Here is an 18,206-nt window from a genome sequence, read left to right on the forward strand (position 1 = left end):
AAAGGTCTGCGCAAAGTTTTACTAAGCCGTTACAATCTCTTTTTTTACACGCAAAGTGGGACTCTTCATGCTGGAACTCATCAAAAGCCTCGCCGTGGCAGTGATCATGGTACCTGTGGTAATGGCGATTATGTTAGGCCTGATCTACGGCCTGGGTGAAGTGTTTAACCTCATCTCTAAAACGGGTCGCCGCGATAACAACAACGCCCGCTCACAGAACTAATCCCCACACAACGTCCGCCTCAGTGCGGACGTTGTCCTCGCCCTGAACGCCTCTTTTTACTTTTTTGCTAATTTGACGCCGTTGTCAGATAATGCGTTGTATTATTCAATATATAACGATCGCTGGAGAAAAATCATGCGTTTACCCTTTCGTCGTCTGAGCATTGCGCTGGTAATGAGCGTTTCACTGGCAGGCCAGGCGCTGGCGGCCGATAAGGTCACCGTGTTTGCGGCGGCGTCACTCACTAACGCGCTGGAAGAGATTGCAGCACAGTACAAAAAAACGCACGGCACTGACGTTGTATCATCCTTTGCGTCGTCCTCGGTACTGGCGCGTCAGATTGAGCAGGGCGCACCTGCCGATCTGTTTATCTCAGCCGATCAACAGTGGATGGACGATGCCGTTGCTAAAAAAAGTATGATCGACAGCACCCGCTATACGTTGTTGGGCAATGACCTGGTGCTGATTGCACCGCGCAGCGACAGCGCCAAACCGGTGACGATCAACGATCAAACCAACTGGAAAAGCCTGTTGAAGGGCGAACGTCTGGCCGTGGGCGATCCCGATCACGTGCCGGCGGGCATCTATGCTAAAGAAGCGCTGCAAAAGCTGGGTGCCTGGTCTTCTGTGTCCCCGGCGCTGGCGCGTGCCAGTAATGTGCGCGCCGCCCTGGCGCTGGTGGAACGTAATGAAACGCCTTATGGCATTGTGTACGGCTCAGATGCTGTAGCCAGTAAAAAAGTTCAGGTGGTGGGCACCTTTCCGGAAGACAGCCACAAGCCGGTCGAATATCCTGTCGCAATCGTTAACGATCGCGACAACGCTGCCGTTAAGGCTTTCTATAACTACCTGAAAGGGCCTGAAGCGGCCGCAGTGTTCAAACAATACGGATTCTCGCCTAAAAAATGATACTCAGTGATGTTGAATGGCAGGCGGTCCTGCTCAGCCTGCAGGTGTCAGGCATTGCCGTACTGTGCAGTCTGCCATTCGGTATCCTGATGGCATGGGTGCTGGTACGTTGCCGTTTCCCCGGTAAAGCCATCCTCGACAGTGTGATCCACTTGCCTCTGGTACTGCCGCCGGTGGTGGTGGGTTACCTGTTGCTGATTGGCCTGGGTCGGCGCGGTATGATCGGTGAAAAACTGTATGAATGGTTTGGCTTCAGCTTCGCCTTTAGCTGGCGCGGCGCGGCGCTGGCCTCTGCGGTTATCGCCTTTCCCCTGATGGTGCGGGCCATTCGTCTGGCGCTGGAGGCGGTGGATAGCCGGCTGGAGCAGGCTGCGCGCACCTTAGGTGCCGGACGCTGGCGGGTCTTTTTTACCATTACGCTGCCGTTAACGCTGCCCGGTATTATTGTCGGCACCGTACTGGCCTTTGCCCGTTCCCTTGGCGAGTTCGGTGCCACTATTACCTTCGTTTCCAACATTCCCGGCGAAACCCGCACCATTCCTCTGGCGATGTATACGTTGATTGAAACGCCCGGGGCGGAAGGGGCCGCCGCACGTCTGTGCGTTATCGCGATCGTTCTGGCACTGGCTTCCTTACTGGCGTCTGAATGGCTGGCGCAGTGGGGGCGTAAACGGATGGGGGCTTCATGCTGACGCTGAACATGGCTCAACGCCTGGGCGAGCATCAGCTTGAGGTTGATGTGACGATCCCCGCCAGCGGTATCACCGCGATATTCGGCGTGTCGGGCGCGGGCAAAACCTCACTGATTAACGCCATTGGCGGCTTAACCCAACCTCAGCGCGGACGCATTCAGCTGAATGAGCGAATACTGTTTGATGCCGATCAGCAGATCGCCTTGCCGCCGGAAAAGCGCCGCATCGGCTACGTTTTCCAGGACGCACGGCTGTTTCCGCACTACCGGGTTCGGGGGAATTTACGTTACGGCCTCTCGGCCAGCATGAAGGGCCAGTTTGATTCGCTGGTGGCGTTACTGGGCCTTGAGCCGCTGCTGGATCGTTTTCCGCTGTCGCTGTCGGGCGGAGAAAAGCAGCGTGTTGCTATTGGCCGCGCCCTGCTCAGTGCGCCCGATATTCTGTTAATGGATGAGCCGCTGGCGTCGCTGGATTTACCGCGCAAGCGTGAGCTGATGCCTTATCTGCAGAAGCTGGCGAAGCAGGTTGATATTCCCGTGTTGTACGTCTCCCATAGCCTGGAGGAGATTCTGCAGCTGGCCGATAACGTGCTGGTGCTGGATCAGGGTAAGGTTAAAGCCTTTGGCCCGCTGGAGCGCGTCTGGAGCAGCAGCGCAATGCGGCCATGGCTGCCCGCCAGCGATCTGACCAGCGTGCTGCGTGTGCAGGTGCTGGAGCACCATCCTGATTATCCTATGTCGGCGCTGTCTCTGGGCGATCAACATATTTGGGTCAGTCGGGTGAATTTGCCCGTTAAATCGGCATTGCGGATCCGTATTGCCTCGGCGGACGTCTCCCTGACGCTGCAACCGGCTCAGCACAGCTCTATCCGCAATATCCTGCCTGCGCAGGTCGTCGAACTCATTGAGGTGGGCGATCAGGTTGAGGTCAGGTTGCGCATTGGCGTAAGCGAACTGTGGGCGCGCATCTCGCCCTGGGCGCGCGACGAGCTCAATATCCGGCCGTCACAGTGGCTGTATGCCCAGATTAAAAGCGTGTCGGTGACGGCCTGAACCCGGTTGGCGTGTGCCTTGCCGGGTTGGGCTGGATTACAGGACGTACTGGTAAAGCGTGTCGGCGATACTGGTTTCCAGGTTGGTGCCAGTGACCATTTTTGCCCGGGATTTAATCACGTCATCCGCATTCCCCATTGCCACGCCCAGCCCCACCGTTTCCAGCATGCTCAGGTCGTTATAGTTGTCACCAAAGGCAATGACGTCCTGCAGGCTCAGCCCCACGGATTCTACCCACTGCGCCAGGCGCTTGCCTTTGCTGTTGCCGCCGCGGGCTACATCGACCTGATCGTGCCATGACCATTCACAGGCCAGCCCGAGTTCGGTTTCCGCGCGCTGCGCAAACTGCTGCAGTTCGGTGGTGTTCTCATGAGACAGGGCAAACTTCCAGATCGACCCGGCCTCTCTGGCCGCCTGCGCCAGGCTGTCCACCTGCTTAAACACAGGACGCTGGTGCGGCGGAAGCGACTCACTCCACTTCAGTGTGCGAATCACATGGCCGGTTGGCGTTTGATACAGCATTGCATCGTCTACATACAGCAGGCCGTGAATCTGATGCTCGTCCAGCATCTCAATGACGCGCACCGCGCTGCCGACGTCCAGCGGGTCAGCGGCCAGCACTTTTTGGGCCGGATAGTCATACAAATAGGTACCATTACAGCAGATTGCAGGCGTATCCAAGGCTAACGTCTGGTAGAAAGGATGGATAGCGCAGTGATGACGGCCGGTCACGATAATCACCTTGACGCCAGCCTGACGCGCTTGAGTAATCGCTTCCACGGATTGGGGCAGAATGGTTTTCGTCGGGGTTAACAGCGTGCCGTCAAGGTCGAGGGCGATTACACGATAGCTCATTAATCCTCTCATCGGGATGGGTTAGCAGAACAGTAAGTCTACACCTGACCGTGGTACAGAAACAAAAATCAGGGCACAAATCATTCCAGCGAGACAGAAAAAAACGCGCTACAGTGACCCTCAGAACAACATGAGTCAGCGAAAAAGGAGAATACATGAAGCAGGTTGTCTACACCGCCAGTCCCGAGAGTCAACAAATCCATGTCTGGCAGTTGAATGAAGATGGCACCTTGACGCTCCTGCAGGTTACGGACGTCGCCGGTCAGGTTCAGCCTATGGTGGTGAGTCCAAAAAAAGATTTCTTGTATGTAGGCGTGCGCCCCGACTTCCGTGTACTGGCGTTTCGCATCGCCTCAGACGGCACCTTGACCGAAGCCGGACAGGCGCTTCTGCCGGGCAGCCCGACCCATATTTCCACCGATCATGCCGGCCGTTTCCTGTTTTGCGGCTCTTACAACGATGCGTGCGTCAGTATCAGCCCAATAGGGGATGACGGCGTGCCACAGGCACCGAGCCAGGTCATTAACGGCCTGGCGGGATGCCACTCCGCCAATATCGACAATGCCGATCGGACGCTGTACGTGCCTGCCCTGAAGCAGGATCGCATTTGCCTGTTTACCCTTGGCGCAGACGGTCAGTTAACCCCGCATTCACAGGAGCAGGTTACCACGGCGGAAGGCGCCGGGCCTCGCCACATGGCGTTTCATGCCAACGGACAGTACGCCTACAGCGTCAATGAGCTGAACAGCACGGTCGAGGTCTGGGCGCTGAACAATGCGCAGGGCAAGGTTGAGTCGGTACAGACGCTGGATATGATGCCGCCTGATTTTACCGGTACCCGCTGGGCTGCCGATATTCATCTGACGCCAGACGGACGTTTCCTGTATGCCTGCGATCGCACCAGCAGCACCTTAACGGTCTTTAGCGTCAGCGAAGACGGTGCCGTGCTGACAGTCGAAGGGTTTCAGCCGACCGAAACGCAGCCGCGCGGATTCAATATCGATCACGCGGGTCAGTTCCTGGTGGCGGCGGGGCAGAAGTCACACCACATCGAAGTCTACAATATCACTCAGCCACAGGGCTTACTGAAGCCGGTGGGCCGTTACGCCGTTGGACAGGGTCCTATGTGGGTAGTGGTACATCAGCTGGCAGGATAACCTGCAAATTGCCGCTTCCGGAACCGTTCGACAGGCCGGAAGCGGCATTTTTATGCGGCGATCAGACGTAATGAACGGTCAGCGATGCGCTGGCTAGCACGTGAAAATGCACGTTAAACCCGACCATGGCGCCGCTGGCACCCTCATCGACGTCGATTTTGTCCACATCCAGCGCATGAACGCTGAAAATATAACGATGGGTTTCACCGGCAGGCGGTGCTGCGCCGCCGTATCCGGCCTGACCGAAATCCGTGCGTGTTTGTAGCGCCCCGGCAGGCAGTGCGGCTTTACCCGAACCGGCACCTTGCGGCAGCGATGTGGTCTCGGCCGGAATATTCGCCACCACCCAGTGCCACCAGCCTGAGCCGGTAGGCGCATCCGGATCGAAGCAGGTGATGACAAAACTTTTGGTACCTTCTGGCGCATCTTCCCAGGCAAGGTGAGGGGAAAGATTATCGCCCTGATAACCCATTCCGTTAAAAACGTGTTTCTCCGGCATCTTGTCGCCGTCGTGTAAATCCTGGCTGTAAACTCGCATTACATCTCCTTGCGTTAATGGTCACTGCCTTTTCATCTTAACCAAAAGCCGGTTTACGTCCAGCCGTTGCAACATTAAGAAAGAAAGTGAGCGGGCTGCTCCAGTGCCGCCCCAATCGCATTGACCAGCTTATCCAGCGCCTCAGGGGAGATGATATAAGGCGGCATCAGATAAATCAGGCGGCCAAAAGGGCGAATCCAGACGCCCTGACTGACAAAGAACTGTTGCAGCGCCGCCATATTGACCGGTTGATGCGTTTCCACCACGCCAATGGCTCCCAGCACGCGCACGTCAGCCACCGCGGGCGCGTGACGCAGGGGCAGCAGCGCGCCACGCAGCTGACGCTCGATCGCCGCAACCTGCTGACGCCAGTCACCTTCCTGCACCATCGCCAGGCTTTCTGACGCCACCGCGCACGCCAGCGGATTGCCCATAAAGGTGGGGCCGTGCATAAAGCAGCCCGCCGGACTGAGGCTGATGGTATCGGCCACGTCACGGGTGGTGAGGGTAGCGGCGAGGCTCATCGTGCCGCCGGTCAGGGCTTTGCCTACGCACATGATGTCCGGTGAAATCGCCGCATGTTCGCAGGCGAACAGCGTACCGGTGCGGCCAAAGCCGGTTGCGATCTCATCGGCGATCAGCAGAATGCCGTAGCGATCACAGGCTTCTCGTACACACTGCAAATAGCGCGGATGGTAAAAACGCATTCCCCCGGCACCCTGAACGATGGGTTCCAGAATCACCGCGGCCAGCTGCCCCCGATGCTGCTGGATCAGCCGGATAAAATCCTCTGCATCACGCGCATCCCACTCGTCATCAAAACCGCACTGCGGCGCCGCGGCGAAATGGTGTTCCGGCAGGTAGCCGCGCCACAGGCTGTGCATGGAATTATCCGGATCGCATACCGACATCGCGGCAAAGGTATCGCCGTGATAACCGCGTTTGAGCGTCAAAAATTGCTGACGCGTCTCGCCTCGCCCAAGCCAGTATTGCAGCGCCATTTTCATCGCGACTTCAACGGCGACCGAGCCGGAATCGGCCAGAAATACACATTCCAGCGCGTCTGGCGTCATCGAGACCAGCTGACGACACAACGCCACCGCGGCAGGATGGGTAATGCCGCCAAACATCACGTGGGACATCTGCCCCATCTGCTGTTGCAGGGCGCGATTCAGGCGCGGATGGTTATAGCCATGTATCGCCGCCCACCAGGACGACATTCCGTCCACCAGGGTACGACCATCTGCCAGCTGCAGATGATAATCCTGTGCCGCAACAACCGGATAGCAGGGCAGCGGCTGCTGCATTGAGGTGTAGGGATGCCAGATATGCTGGCGATCAAATTCAGCGTCCTGAGAAGTAAACATCGGAGTTGTAAACCAAAATAAAAAGATTTAGTTTACAAGTATAACCACGTTAACTGTCGGGATGACACCTTTTTTGGAGTAAGTAATGTCACAACGTTGGACTCTGGCTCAGGCCCAGGCGCTGTTTGATCGGCCATTTCTTGAACTGATGTTTGAAGCGCAACAGGTGCACCGCCAGCACTTCGATCCACGTCAGGTGCAGGTCAGCACACTGCTGTCGATTAAAACCGGTGCCTGCCCGGAAGACTGCAAATATTGCCCGCAAAGCGCCCGCTACAAGACGGGCCTGGAATCTGAGCGACTGATGGAAGTGGATGAGGTACTGCGTTCCGCGCAAAAAGCCAAAGCCGCAGGCTCCAGCCGCTTCTGCATGGGGGCGGCATGGAAAAACCCCAGCGATCGCGATATGCCCTACCTGGAAAAGATGGTCGAAGGCGTCAAAGCGATGGGCATGGAAACCTGCATGACGCTTGGCACGTTGAGCGACAGTCAGGCGCAGCGTTTAGGCAGTGCCGGACTGGATTTCTATAATCACAATCTGGACACCTCACCGGAGTTTTACGGCAATATCATCACCACGCGCAGCTATCAGGAACGACTGGATACGCTGGGGAAAGTGCGTGATGCCGGCATCAAGGTCTGTTCGGGCGGGATTGTGGGCCTGGGTGAAACCGTAAACGACCGTGCCGGACTGCTGGTACAGCTGGCTAACCTGCCGACGCCGCCTGAAAGTGTGCCCATCAACATGCTGGTGAAGGTGAAAGGCACGCCGCTGGCAGACAATGATGACGTTGAACCGTTCGACTTTATCCGCACCATCGCCGTGGCGCGCATCATGATGCCCACCTCGCATGTTCGCCTGTCCGCAGGCCGTGAGCAGATGAACGAGCAAACCCAGGCGATGTGCTTTATGGCCGGGGCAAACTCCATTTTTTACGGTTGCAAGCTGCTGACGACGCCGAACCCGGAAGAAGACAAAGATATGTTGCTGTTCCGTAAGCTGGGGCTGAATCCTGAGCATACGCAGACCGCAAACGGCGACAATGCTCAGCAGCAGCAGTTAAGTGAGCAACTGCTTCATGCCGATACAGAAACATTCTATAACGCGGCGCTGTAATGAGCTGGCAGCAACGCATCCAGCAGGCGCTGATACAGCGCCGTGCTGAAGATGGCTGGCGCGAACGGCGCGTGATAGAAGAGAATCAGACGCGCCTGATCCGCCATGCCGGTCAGACCTTTCGCCATTTCTCCAGTAACGATTATCTTGGGCTGAGCCAGCATCCCGCCGTCATGGCGGGCTGGCAACAAGGCGTGGACGAGGCCGGTGCCGGTGCGGGTGCATCGGGCCATGTAACCGGTTTTCATCGTTTACATGCCGAGCTGGAAGCACAGCTGGCAGACTGGCTGGGCTATTCGCGCGCGCTGCTGTTTATTTCCGGCTTTGCAGCGAATCAGGCGGTGATTCACCTGCTGGCAGAGAAAAATGACCGCATTCTGGCCGACAAACTGACGCATGCTTCGCTGCTGGAGGCCGCCAGCCAAAGCCCTGCTCAGCTGCGCCGCTTTACCCATAACGATCCTCTCAGTCTGGCTAAGCGCCTCGATGCGCCCTGCGAAGGGCAAACGCTGGTGGTAACCGAAGGGGTTTTCAGTATGGACGGCGACAGCGCGCCCCTTCAGGCGATCGCCGACCGGGCGAAACATGCCGGTGCCTGTTTGCTGGTCGATGATGCGCACGGCATAGGGGTGACGGGCGAGCAGGGACGTGGCAGCTGTTGGGCACAGGGCATGAAACCCGACCTGCTGGTGGTGACCTTTGGCAAAGCCTTTGGCGTAAGCGGGGCCGCGCTGTTGTGTGATGAGGCGACCGCCGATTACTTTGTGCAATTTTCCCGTCATCTGATTTACTCCACGGCGATGCCGCCAGCCCAGGCCAGTGCGCTGTTAGCGTCGCTGAAACAGGTGCAGGCGGGTGATGACCGCCGTCAACGTCTCGCGCGTAATATCGCCCATTTCCGGCACGGCGCGGCCTCGTTGCCCTGGCAACTTATGGCGTCGTCCAGCGCCATTCAGCCATTAATCGTCGGGGATAACGGCGAGGCGCTGGCGCTGTCTGCGCGCCTGGCCAGGGCGGGCTGCTGGGTCAGTGCGATCCGTCCGCCGACCGTGCCGCCGGGCACGGCCCGTCTGCGCATCACGCTTACCGCCGTCCATGAGCCAGAGGATATTGATGCCCTGCTGGAGGCGCTGTATGACGCTGCAGGTTGATAAAGGCGCGGTTGCACGGGCATTTGGCCGCGCCGCATCTCAGTATGATCACTATGCTGAACTCCAGCGGCTGAGCGGGGACGCGCTACTGGCGCAGGTGCCAGCGCACAGCGGTTTGCAACTGCTGGATGCCGGATGCGGAACCGGCTGGTACAGCCGGATATGGCGCGATCGGGGTAAAGAGGTCACGGCGCTGGATCTTTCCCCGCAGATGCTGCAACAGGCCCGGCAAAACGGGGCCGCGCATCACTATCTGGCTGGCGATATTGATGCTCTGCCACTGGCAGACCAGTCTGTTGACCTCGTATGGAGCAATCTGGTGGTGCAGTGGAGCGAGAATCTTCAGGCGGCGCTGATGCAGTTTAACCGGGTACTCAGGCCTGGCGGCTGCCTGCTGTTTTCCACCCTGAGCGCGGGCTCTCTGCACGAAGTGCATCAGGCCTGGTCACAGGTGGATGGCCGTCTCCATGCGAACCGCTTTTTGCCTGCACAGGAGATTGCTGCCGCCTGTGAAACACAGCGTCTGCGCTGCCATGCGCAAACCCTTACCCTGCATTTTCCCGATGCGCTGAGTGCAATGCGCTCCCTGAAGGGCATCGGGGCAACGCATCTGCATACCGGACGGTCTGGCTGCGTATTAACGCGCCAGCGTCTTGCTCAGCTCGAAGCCCACTGGCCGCGGGATGAGCAGGGTTTCCGCCTCAGTTACCATCTTATGTTTGGAGTGACACAATGTTGAATCGCTGGTTTGTTACCGGCACCGACACCGAAGTCGGTAAAACGGTTGCCAGTGCGGCGCTGCTGCAGGCTGCCACCGCCGCAGGCTACCGCAGTGCGGGCTATAAACCTGTGGCCTCAGGCTGCGAGCTCACCGCAGCAGGCGTGCGCAACAGTGATGCGCTGACCTTACAGCGTTACAGCAACGTCCCGCTGCGCTACGAACAGGTCAATCCACTGGCGTTTATGGAGCCGACTTCACCTCATATCGCCAGCGCGGATGAGGGCAGACCGATTGAGTTTGCCACGCTGTCGGCGGGGCTGCGGGAACTTGAGCCGCTGGCAGAATGGATTTTGGTGGAAGGTGCGGGCGGCTGGTACACGCCGCTTTCTGAGACGCAAACCTATGCAGACTGGGTCGAGGAGGAGCAGCTACCGGTCATTTTGGTGGTGGGCGTCAAGCTGGGATGTATCAATCATGCCATGCTGACTGCCGATGCGATTCGCGCACGCGGCCTGCACCTGGCGGGCTGGATCGCCAATACGGTACAGCCACCCGGCCAGCGTTATCAGGCCTACCTGGCGGCCTTAACGCAGCGGCTTCCTGCACCTTGCCTGGGCGTGATCCCCTGGCTAACCCAGGAAGACCAGCAGGCAAACTGTGGACATTATCTGACGCTGCCGGATCGATCAGGCCACCGTTAACCACTTCTCCAGGGTCGCGTCATCCAGCTGGGCGACGTTACCCTGTGCTACATTGCGCCCGCGATGCAGCAGGAGAAAGTTGTCAGCCACGCGGCGAATCAGCGAGACGCGCTGTTCAAGCAGCAGAATCGTCAGGCCGTAGTCACGATTAAGGCGACGAATCAGATTCCCCATCTCTTCTTCCAGCCAGGGCGCCATGCCGTCGGCGGGCTCATCCAGAATCAACAGGCGGGGCTGCAGCACCAGCGCACGGGCCAGTGCCAACTGCTGCTGCTGATAGACCGGCAGGTCGCCGCTGCGCTGCTGACGCAGCGAATAGAGCGCGGGTAACAGATCAAAGATCATTTCCGGGATCGCCCGATAAGTGTCATTCGCCTGTGCACCTGCCAGTAAGGCAATCAGTAAATTATCCTCAACGCTCATCTGAGTAAAAATGTGGCGCCCCTGCGGAACAAACCCGATCCCCTGTCGGGCCCGCAGCTCAGCAGGCTGCGAGAGCAGGTCTTCCGGCGGCGAGCCATCCTGCTGCCAGCTGATCGTCCCGCTGTTAATCGGTAGCTTGCCCATAATGCAGTTCACCAGCGTGGTTTTTCCCATACCGGGGCGTCCCAGTATGCCGGTGCAGGTGCCGGGAGGCAGATCAAGATCCACATTCCAGAGAATATGATTTTTACCGTAAAACTGATTCACCGACCGTAAACTTAGCATCTGACGCGCTCCTTCCAGATAATTAACCTGAATGCTTTCGCCGTTCATTTCTGGTAAATCGCTCTAATGAGATAGCGGCGCATTTCACGCGGCTACTGCCTGTAACACTCAGATGAGAGAGCATGCAATTACCAGGCCAGAGTCTCAACGGCGAGTGGAGTCGGGGCTAACCAGCGAAAATCACCCTGTTTAAAGATAAATAAAAGTTAACAATTCCATGTCAGGACGCTTACGCGGTACAGCGTTGGTGCAGGTTCATGAAGCCGGGAAGTGCACCTGCTCGTTAATGGGGCAATGAAAAAAAGAAAAGTGAGACGCACTTGTCGCCGATCAAGGCACGGATTGCGCTGATAGCTAAATCACTACCCGTTAGCGTCAGAAAATAAGCGAAAAAAAATATTTTTTTATCGCCCAAAGGAGAGTGAAAAAAATTATACACAGCCGATGTGCAAAGGGCTGTCATTAGTTATCCACTATTCCTGTGGATAACCTTGTGTATTAGGTAATGAAAACAGGTTGGAAGCGAGGAAATACGGGGCCTGGTAATCCGATGATGAGAATCTGGGCTTTTTAAAGTAACGACATTAATTCAGTGACTTAGCAAAAAACAAGCCTGCCGGATTGGGGCCGATTCATCAAACTGCAATTTTATGACACATGCTTGACAAATGTTAAATCAATATCGGGCTTGGGGATAACCTTGCGCAACAGAATCCGGTTAGCGCGCGCGATAATGTCAAAGAGTCAAGCGTAAAGTGGTTGCCGTTACTGTGCATCAACACTGTTATTATATCCAGTATTATTTTCTGGCAAAATCGCCATAGCAGAGTAAAATAATGGGCTGCCCGCCGTCTTTCATCTGCAGGAACCGCATTCATGAGTAAAGATTTTAAACTGAACTCCGCTTTCAAGCCTTCCGGCGATCAGCCAGAGGCGATCCGTCGTCTTGAAGCCGGACTGGAAGATGGCCTGGCGCACCAGACGCTATTAGGCGTTACCGGATCGGGTAAAACCTTTACCGTGGCTAACGTGATCGCCGATCTTAACCGGCCCACCATGGTGCTGGCACCGAACAAAACGCTGGCGGCCCAGCTGTATGGTGAGATGAAGGAGTTTTTCCCGGACAACGCGGTGGAGTTTTTTGTCTCCTATTACGATTACTACCAGCCTGAAGCCTATGTCCCAAGCTCTGACACCTTTATCGAAAAAGACGCCTCGGTTAACGAACACATCGAGCAGATGCGTCTTTCCGCCACTAAAGCATTACTGGAGCGGCGTGATGTTATCGTCGTTGCCTCAGTGTCGGCCATTTACGGTCTGGGCGATCCCGATCTTTATCTGAAAATGATGCTGCACCTGACGCGCGGTATGATCATCGACCAGCGCAGCATTCTGCGTCGCTTGTCAGAGCTGCAGTACACGCGCAACGACCAGGCGTTTCAGCGCGGCACCTTCCGGGTGCGTGGCGAGGTCATCGATATTTTTCCGGCAGAGTCCGATGATATGGCACTGCGGGTGGAGTTATTTGACGAAGAGGTCGAGCGCCTGTCCCTGTTTGATCCGCTCACCGGGCAGGTTGAATCGGTTGTACCGCGTTTTACCATCTATCCGAAAACGCACTACGTTACGCCGCGTGAGCGCATTCTGCAGGCCATGGAAGACATCAAGGTTGAACTGGCCGACCGGCGTAAAACCCTGCTGGAAAACAACAAACTGCTGGAAGAGCAGCGCATCACTCAGCGCACCCAGTTTGATCTGGAGATGATGGGCGAGCTGGGCTACTGCTCCGGCATCGAAAACTACTCGCGTTACCTGTCGGGCCGTGGGCCGGGAGAGGCGCCGCCTACGCTGTTTGACTATCTCCCCGCAGATGGCCTGCTGGTGGTGGATGAGTCCCACGTCACGATTCCCCAAATTGGCGGCATGTATCGTGGCGACCGTGCACGTAAAGAGACGTTGGTAGAGTACGGTTTCCGACTGCCTTCGGCGCTTGATAACCGTCCGATGAAGTTCGAAGAGTTTGAAGCGCTGGCCCCTCAGACGATCTATGTGTCGGCAACGCCGGGCAAATATGAGCTGGAGAAATCCGGCGACGAGGTCATCGATCAGGTGGTGCGTCCAACCGGCCTGCTGGATCCGATTCTTGAGGTCCGCCCCGTGGCGACGCAGGTTGATGATTTACTGTCTGAGATCCGCCAGCGCGTTACGATCAACGAGCGCGTCCTGGTGACCGTCCTGACTAAACGCATGGCGGAAGATCTGACAGAGTACCTTGAAGAACACGGTGAAAAGGTGCGCTATCTGCACTCGGATATCGACACGGTGGAAAGAATGGAAATCATTCGTGACCTGCGCCTGGGCAAATTTGACGTACTGGTTGGGATCAACCTGTTGCGAGAAGGGCTGGACATGCCTGAGGTATCGCTGGTGGCCATTCTGGATGCGGACAAAGAGGGCTTCCTGCGTTCGGAGCGTTCGCTGATTCAAACCATTGGTCGTGCGGCACGTAATATTAACGGTAAAGCGATTCTGTATGGCGACAAGATCACGCCTTCAATGGCCAGAGCGATTGAAGAAACGGAACGCCGCCGTGAGAAGCAGCAGCGGCATAACGAAGAAAACGGCATCGTGCCTCAGGGCCTGAACAAGAAAATCACCGATATCCTGGAACTGGGCAATAACGTGGTGAAAACGCGTGGTAAAGCCAAGCCCGCTAAGCGCAATGCCGCTGAGGCAGACGCCGATTACCTGGCGTTGTCCCCCCAGGCGTTGCAGAAAAAGATCCACGAGCTGGAAGGGCAGATGCAGCAACATGCGCAAAACCTGGAGTTCGAACAGGCGGCGGGCCTGCGCGATCAGCTGCAGGAATTGCGCACATTGTTTATTGCGGTGTCCTGATTCAGTTAAATCCCTGAACGGCGTGCTCCAGCGCGGCGCGCAGCAGTTGGCGGTCGTGGCGGTACTTGATATCGGCGGCCTCCAGCGGTTCACGAATAATCAGGCGGTTTTCCACCCGGCTGACGTCCGTGGACGGGCCAACTACGATCGCGTCGATCACCCGCTTGCCAATGTAGTGCTCCATCATCGCCAGTTTGTCGGCCACGGTAAGCGTTGCCGCCGCAGGACTCAACTCGCGGCCCAGGTTGCCGATAAACACCATGTTAGCGGGCGTCCGGCGTAATGCCTGCGCCATCTCTTTCATGAGCAGAATGGGCATCAGGCTGGTGTAAAAGCTGCCCGGTCCAATCAGAATGAGATCGGCTTCTGCAACAGCATCGAGCGCCTCGCGGGTGGGCAGCACGGCAGGATGCAGCATCAGTTCCTGCGGTGGAAGCTGCATGGCGTCGATAGCGGTTTCCCCATACACCGCGTTGCCCTCGCTATCGGTTGCAACTAAATCAACCGGATGCTCTGACATGGGGATTAAAAAGGCGTCAACTTTCAACAGGTTTCTGATGATGTTGACCACTTCCAGCGGCCGCACGCTAAGGTGATCCAGCGCTTTCAGTATCAGGTTACCCAGATTGTGTCCGGCCAGTTCACCGTTGCCGGTAAAGCGATATTCGAACATGGCGGAGGCCACGCTCGGCTCCGTGATCAGCTGGTTAATACAGTTACGCAGGTCGCCCCAGGCGATGCCACCTTCTGCGCGACGAATGCGGCCCGTGGAGCCACCGTTGTCTGTCGTGGTCACAATGCCTGTGAGGCGTGAACCCAGAGGGGACAGGGCCGACATCACGCGTCCTAATCCGTGTCCGCCACCTAAGGCCACCACGCGATCCAGGTCCGCCAGTGTTCGATTCATACTTCTCCTTTTCACGTCTGCGCCGGCCAGCGGCCCGGTTGATGCAGACGGGGGGTAATTTACGTCAATGCTTACCGGGTATTTTAACTTATCCTGTGAGCGAAATACGGTGAAAGTTAACGTTATGAAGCACACAGAGTAAAAGCCGTGGATGGCGCATCGCCACTAATCGCGCTACCATCTGTATACCGCGTTGACCAGCCGGTTAACGTACACTCAAGCCTGAATGCCTACGTCGGTGGATAGGGGATTCAGGCCGTAGCCTACGCGCTACCAGGGTGCAGGAAGAAATGACTGCATCTCCCGAATTGGAAAGGTGTTCTGGTGTCACAATTTACTGATGCATTTGCGCGCAAATTTTACTATTTGCGCCTGTCGGTCACGGATGTATGCAACTTCCGTTGTACCTATTGCCTGCCCGATGGCTATCAGCCAAACGGTATCCGCAATAAAAGTTTTCTCTCGCTGGATGAAATTCGTCGGGTCACGCGCGCCTTCGCGGCGGCGGGCACGGAGAAAGTGCGCCTGACCGGCGGTGAACCCTCATTACGTCGCGACTTTACCGACATCATTGCGGCGGTCAGAGAAAACGCGGCTATCCGCCACATCGCCGTCACCACCAATGGTTACCGGCTGGCGCGTGACGTTAAGCAGTGGCGCGATGCCGGACTCACCGCCCTGAACGTCAGCGTGGACAGCCTTGATGCACGCCAGTTTCATGCCATAACCGGTCAGGATAAATTCCACCAGGTGATGGCCGGGATCGATGCGGCCTTTGAGGCCGGCTTCAGCCAGGTCAAAGTGAACAGCGTGCTGATGCGCGACGTCAACAGCCATAATCTCACGACCTTTCTTGACTGGATCCGTACGCGCCCCATTCAACTGCGTTTTATTGAGCTGATGGAAACCGGTGAGGGCGGTGCGCTGTTTCGCGAGCAGCACGTGTCGGGCGAGGTGATCCGCGATCGACTTCTCGCGCAGGGCTGGCAGCGCCGTATCAGCGGCCGCAGCGATGGCCCGGCGCAGGTGTTTTATCATCCGGATTACGTGGGTGAAATCGGACTGATCATGCCGTATTCCAAAGATTTTTGCGCCAGCTGTAACCGCCTGCGGGTTTCCGCTCAGGGTAACCTGCACCTGTGTCTGTTTGGCGATGGCGGTATTCCGCTGCGTGATTTACTGGCGTCCGACGATCAGCAAGATGAATTGCAGGCGCGCATCGCCAGCAGCCTGGGCCAGAAAAAACAGACGCATTTTCTGTTGCAGGGGAATACCGGTATCACACAGAATCTTTCTTACATTGGCGGTTAATTGCAGGAGCAAATATGGGTAAACCAGCCAGCGCGTTTCAACCGTTACAGCTTGCCACGCTGACGGTCTCAGACAGCCGTGATGCCAGTAATGATACGTCCGGGGATTATCTGCGTGAGGCCGCGGCCGAAGCCGGACACAGCGTCATCGACCACGCCATCGTGCCCGACAATCTTTACCGCATTCGGGCTATTGTCTCACGCTGGATTGCCAGTGAAGACGTTCAGGTGGTTATCGTCAACGGCGGCACCGGCTTGAACCTGAAAAACAGCACCCCTGAGGCGCTCCTGCCGCTGTTCGATCGGGAAATCGAAGGCTTTGGCGAGCTGTTTCGCATGATTTCCTATGAAGACATCGGCGGTTCGACGTTACAGTCCCGCGCGGTCGCCGGTCTGGCAAACCAGACGTTAATTTTCGCGGTTCCCGGCTCGACATCGGCCTGTACCAGCGCCTGGGAGCGCATCATCGCCGAGCAACTGGATGCCCGTACGCGTCCCTGCAACTTTGTTACTCATTTAAAGAAGCTTTGAGCATGTCACAACTTACCCACATTAACGCCGCTGGCGAAGCCCATATGGTGGATGTTTCCGCTAAAAACGACACCGTGCGCGAGGCACAGGCTGAAGTGCTGGTGCTGATGAAGCCGGAAACCTTACAGATGATTATTGAGGGCAGTCACCACAAAGGTGACGTGTTCGCGACGGCGCGCATCGCCGGTATTCAGGCGGCAAAACGCACGTGGGAGCTGATCCCCCTTTGCCATCCGCTGATGCTGAGCAAAGTGGAAGTCGCGCTGGTGGCTGAGCCAGCGTGGAACCGGGTGCGCATTACGTCACTGTGTCGGCTCACCGGGAAAACCGGGGTAGAAATGGAAGCCCTGACGGCGGCCTCCGTAGCCGCGCTGACCATCTATGACATGTGCAAGGCGGTACAAAAAGACATTGTCATCGACCAACTGCGCCTGCTGCACAAAAGCGGCGGCAAAAGCGGCGATTTTCAGGCGGTTGCCCATGATTAAGGTGCTGTTTTTTGCTCAGGTGCGGGAACTGGTGGGCACCGATTCGCTCACCCTGGCTCCGGATTACCCCGATGTGGCGGCGCTGCGGGCTGCTCTGGCGCAGCGGGGCGAACGCTGGGCGTTGGCCTTGGACAGCGAACGTTTACTCGCCGCAGTTAACCAGACGCTCACCGCACTGCATCATCCCCTGCAGGACGGCGATGAAGTGGCCTTTTTTCCGCCGGTGACGGGAGGATAAATGGACACGCAAATTCGGGTGGGCCCGGCTGCCTTTGATATGGCTCAGGAGTACCAGTGGCTGGCAGGATGTCCAGAAGACGGCGCTGTGGTGACCTTTACCGGCAAAGTGCGCAATCATAATCTGGGAGATGATGTGGCGGCCCTGACGCTGGAGCATTATCCCGGCATGACGGAAAAGGCGCTGCAGGAAATCATTGATGACGCACGCCAGCGCTGGCCGCTGCAGCGGGTTTCCGTGATTCACCGCATTGGTGAACTCTTCCCCGGCGATGAAATTGTGTTTGTTGGCGTCACCAGCGCACACCGCAGCAGCGCGTTTGCCGCCGCGGAGTTTATTATGGACTACCTGAAAACCCGTGCTCCGTTCTGGAAACGTGAAACCACCGAACAGGGCGACCGCTGGGTGGATGCGCGCAACAGCGATCATGAGGCCGCTCAGCGCTGGGATTAGGGGCGAGCGTTGCGCTGCGGGGGCAAACCGGATCTTTCCCTACGCGTGCTCGCCGCCGCCCTCGTCGCGTTGCAACGGCATCACGTCACCGTCCAGCGCGTTGACATCACAGATCCCTTTTCCGCCAGTTGCGCGAAAAGCGATAACCTGAGTTCAGATAATCCACCCTGCTCTGCGAAGCGGGGCAGTG

At 57.1% G+C, this 18,206-nt stretch carries 20 protein-coding genes and 1 riboswitch; of the genes, 15 read left to right on the plus strand and 5 right to left on the minus strand.

Annotated elements, in window-relative coordinates; genetic code table 11:
- Positions 1 to 67 precede the first annotated feature (67 nt).
- The 4 genes from EL29_RS03595 to modC all read left to right on the plus strand — a co-directional run bounded on the left by EL29_RS03595 (position 68) and on the right by modC (position 2,876).
- The gene (locus tag EL29_RS03595; RefSeq protein ID WP_014606279.1) at positions 68 to 223 is read left to right on the plus strand and encodes an AcrZ family multidrug efflux pump-associated protein; all 156 of its coding nucleotides are present in this window, start codon (positions 68 to 70) and stop codon (positions 221 to 223) included.
- A gap of 135 nt (positions 224 to 358) precedes the next feature.
- Positions 359 to 1,132 (plus strand): molybdate ABC transporter substrate-binding protein, encoded by a 774-nt coding sequence (gene modA, locus EL29_RS03600; RefSeq protein ID WP_028714954.1) that lies wholly within the window; start codon positions 359 to 361, stop codon positions 1,130 to 1,132.
- Positions 1,129 to 1,824 carry a molybdate ABC transporter permease subunit gene (gene modB, locus EL29_RS03605; protein ID WP_013025096.1) on the plus strand — a complete coding sequence of 232 codons (696 nt, stop codon included), beginning with the start codon at positions 1,129 to 1,131 and terminating at the stop codon, positions 1,822 to 1,824. Before modA ends, modB begins: the two co-directional genes overlap by 4 nt.
- A complete protein-coding gene (modC, locus tag EL29_RS03610; protein WP_014593216.1) occupies positions 1,818 to 2,876 on the plus strand; it encodes a molybdenum ABC transporter ATP-binding protein ModC in 1,059 nt (352 codons plus the stop codon). Before modB ends, modC begins: the two co-directional genes overlap by 7 nt.
- A gap of 36 nt (positions 2,877 to 2,912) precedes the next feature.
- Here modC and EL29_RS03615 read toward each other — a convergent pair whose 3' ends face one another.
- Positions 2,913 to 3,731, minus strand: coding sequence for a pyridoxal phosphatase (locus tag EL29_RS03615; protein WP_022623676.1), 819 nt, complete (start codon positions 3,729 to 3,731; stop codon positions 2,913 to 2,915).
- A gap of 155 nt (positions 3,732 to 3,886) precedes the next feature.
- Between EL29_RS03615 and pgl the strand changes: the two genes are divergently transcribed.
- Entirely contained in the window at positions 3,887 to 4,888 is a 1,002-nt protein-coding gene (gene pgl / locus EL29_RS03620) for a 6-phosphogluconolactonase (RefSeq protein ID WP_028714955.1), read from the plus strand.
- 61 nt (positions 4,889 to 4,949) lie between these two features.
- On the opposite strand, the gene EL29_RS03625 is transcribed toward pgl, so the two are convergent.
- Together EL29_RS03625 and bioA are read right to left on the minus strand one after the other, a co-directional pair.
- Positions 4,950 to 5,426 (minus strand): kinase inhibitor, encoded by a 477-nt coding sequence (locus tag EL29_RS03625; RefSeq protein ID WP_013025100.1) that lies wholly within the window; start codon positions 5,424 to 5,426, stop codon positions 4,950 to 4,952.
- A gap of 74 nt (positions 5,427 to 5,500) precedes the next feature.
- A complete protein-coding gene (gene bioA, locus EL29_RS03630; protein ID WP_028714956.1) occupies positions 5,501 to 6,793 on the minus strand; it encodes an adenosylmethionine--8-amino-7-oxononanoate transaminase in 1,293 nt (430 codons plus the stop codon).
- A gap of 85 nt (positions 6,794 to 6,878) precedes the next feature.
- Here bioA and bioB point away from each other — a divergent pair, with 85 nt between their 5' ends.
- Genes bioB through bioD form a run of 4 tightly spaced genes read left to right on the plus strand, consistent with a single transcriptional unit; the run spans position 6,879 to position 10,483 of the window.
- Positions 6,879 to 7,910, plus strand: a complete 1,032-nt coding sequence (gene bioB / locus EL29_RS03635) for a biotin synthase BioB (RefSeq protein WP_013025102.1) — start codon at positions 6,879 to 6,881, stop codon at positions 7,908 to 7,910.
- Positions 7,910 to 9,061 (plus strand): 8-amino-7-oxononanoate synthase, encoded by a 1,152-nt coding sequence (gene bioF, locus EL29_RS03640; RefSeq protein WP_013025103.1) that lies wholly within the window; start codon positions 7,910 to 7,912, stop codon positions 9,059 to 9,061. Before bioB ends, bioF begins: the two co-directional genes overlap by 1 nt.
- Entirely contained in the window at positions 9,045 to 9,800 is a 756-nt protein-coding gene (bioC, locus tag EL29_RS03645; RefSeq protein ID WP_014606273.1) for a malonyl-ACP O-methyltransferase BioC, read from the plus strand. Before bioF ends, bioC begins: the two co-directional genes overlap by 17 nt.
- Positions 9,794 to 10,483 (plus strand): dethiobiotin synthase, encoded by a 690-nt coding sequence (gene bioD, locus EL29_RS03650; RefSeq protein ID WP_014593221.1) that lies wholly within the window; start codon positions 9,794 to 9,796, stop codon positions 10,481 to 10,483. The genes bioC and bioD overlap by 7 nt, the downstream gene beginning before the upstream one ends.
- On the opposite strand, the gene EL29_RS03655 is transcribed toward bioD, so the two are convergent.
- A complete protein-coding gene (locus tag EL29_RS03655; RefSeq protein WP_028714958.1) occupies positions 10,469 to 11,191 on the minus strand; it encodes an ABC transporter ATP-binding protein in 723 nt (240 codons plus the stop codon). The genes bioD and EL29_RS03655 overlap by 15 nt on opposite strands.
- 876 nt (positions 11,192 to 12,067) lie before the next feature.
- Between EL29_RS03655 and uvrB the strand changes: the two genes are divergently transcribed.
- The gene (gene uvrB, locus EL29_RS03660) at positions 12,068 to 14,089 is read left to right on the plus strand and encodes an excinuclease ABC subunit UvrB (protein WP_013025107.1); all 2,022 of its coding nucleotides are present in this window, start codon (positions 12,068 to 12,070) and stop codon (positions 14,087 to 14,089) included.
- Between the two features lies 1 nt (position 14,090).
- Here the strand turns inward: uvrB and EL29_RS03665 are convergent, their stop codons facing one another.
- The gene (locus EL29_RS03665; protein WP_028714959.1) at positions 14,091 to 14,996 is read right to left on the minus strand and encodes a gluconeogenesis factor YvcK family protein; all 906 of its coding nucleotides are present in this window, start codon (positions 14,994 to 14,996) and stop codon (positions 14,091 to 14,093) included.
- Positions 14,997 to 15,197: 201 nt separating this feature from the next.
- A riboswitch (molybdenum cofactor riboswitch) is annotated at positions 15,198 to 15,331 on the plus strand.
- Between EL29_RS03665 and moaA the strand changes: the two genes are divergently transcribed.
- From moaA to moaE, 5 genes are all read left to right on the plus strand, one after another.
- A complete protein-coding gene (moaA, locus tag EL29_RS03670; protein WP_165971849.1) occupies positions 15,318 to 16,307 on the plus strand; it encodes a GTP 3',8-cyclase MoaA in 990 nt (329 codons plus the stop codon). (Overlaps the previous riboswitch by 14 nt.)
- A 14-nt stretch (positions 16,308 to 16,321) precedes the next feature.
- Positions 16,322 to 16,837, plus strand: coding sequence for a molybdenum cofactor biosynthesis protein B (moaB, locus tag EL29_RS03675; protein WP_028714960.1), 516 nt, complete (start codon positions 16,322 to 16,324; stop codon positions 16,835 to 16,837).
- Between the two features lie 2 nt (positions 16,838 to 16,839).
- Complete coding sequence (gene moaC / locus EL29_RS03680; RefSeq protein WP_014593226.1) at positions 16,840 to 17,325, plus strand: cyclic pyranopterin monophosphate synthase MoaC; 486 nt, start codon at positions 16,840 to 16,842, stop codon at positions 17,323 to 17,325.
- On the plus strand, positions 17,318 to 17,563 hold the full coding sequence (moaD, locus tag EL29_RS03685; protein WP_019106149.1) for a molybdopterin synthase sulfur carrier subunit: 246 nt from the start codon (positions 17,318 to 17,320) through the stop codon (positions 17,561 to 17,563). The genes moaC and moaD overlap by 8 nt, the downstream gene beginning before the upstream one ends.
- A complete protein-coding gene (gene moaE, locus EL29_RS03690) occupies positions 17,564 to 18,016 on the plus strand; it encodes a molybdopterin synthase catalytic subunit MoaE (RefSeq protein WP_013025113.1) in 453 nt (150 codons plus the stop codon).
- Positions 18,017 to 18,206: the final 190 nt, after the last annotated feature.

Origin of the sequence: Pantoea ananatis LMG 2665 (assembly GCF_000710035.2) — a bacterium.
Taxonomy (GTDB): domain Bacteria; phylum Pseudomonadota; class Gammaproteobacteria; order Enterobacterales; family Enterobacteriaceae; genus Pantoea; species Pantoea ananatis.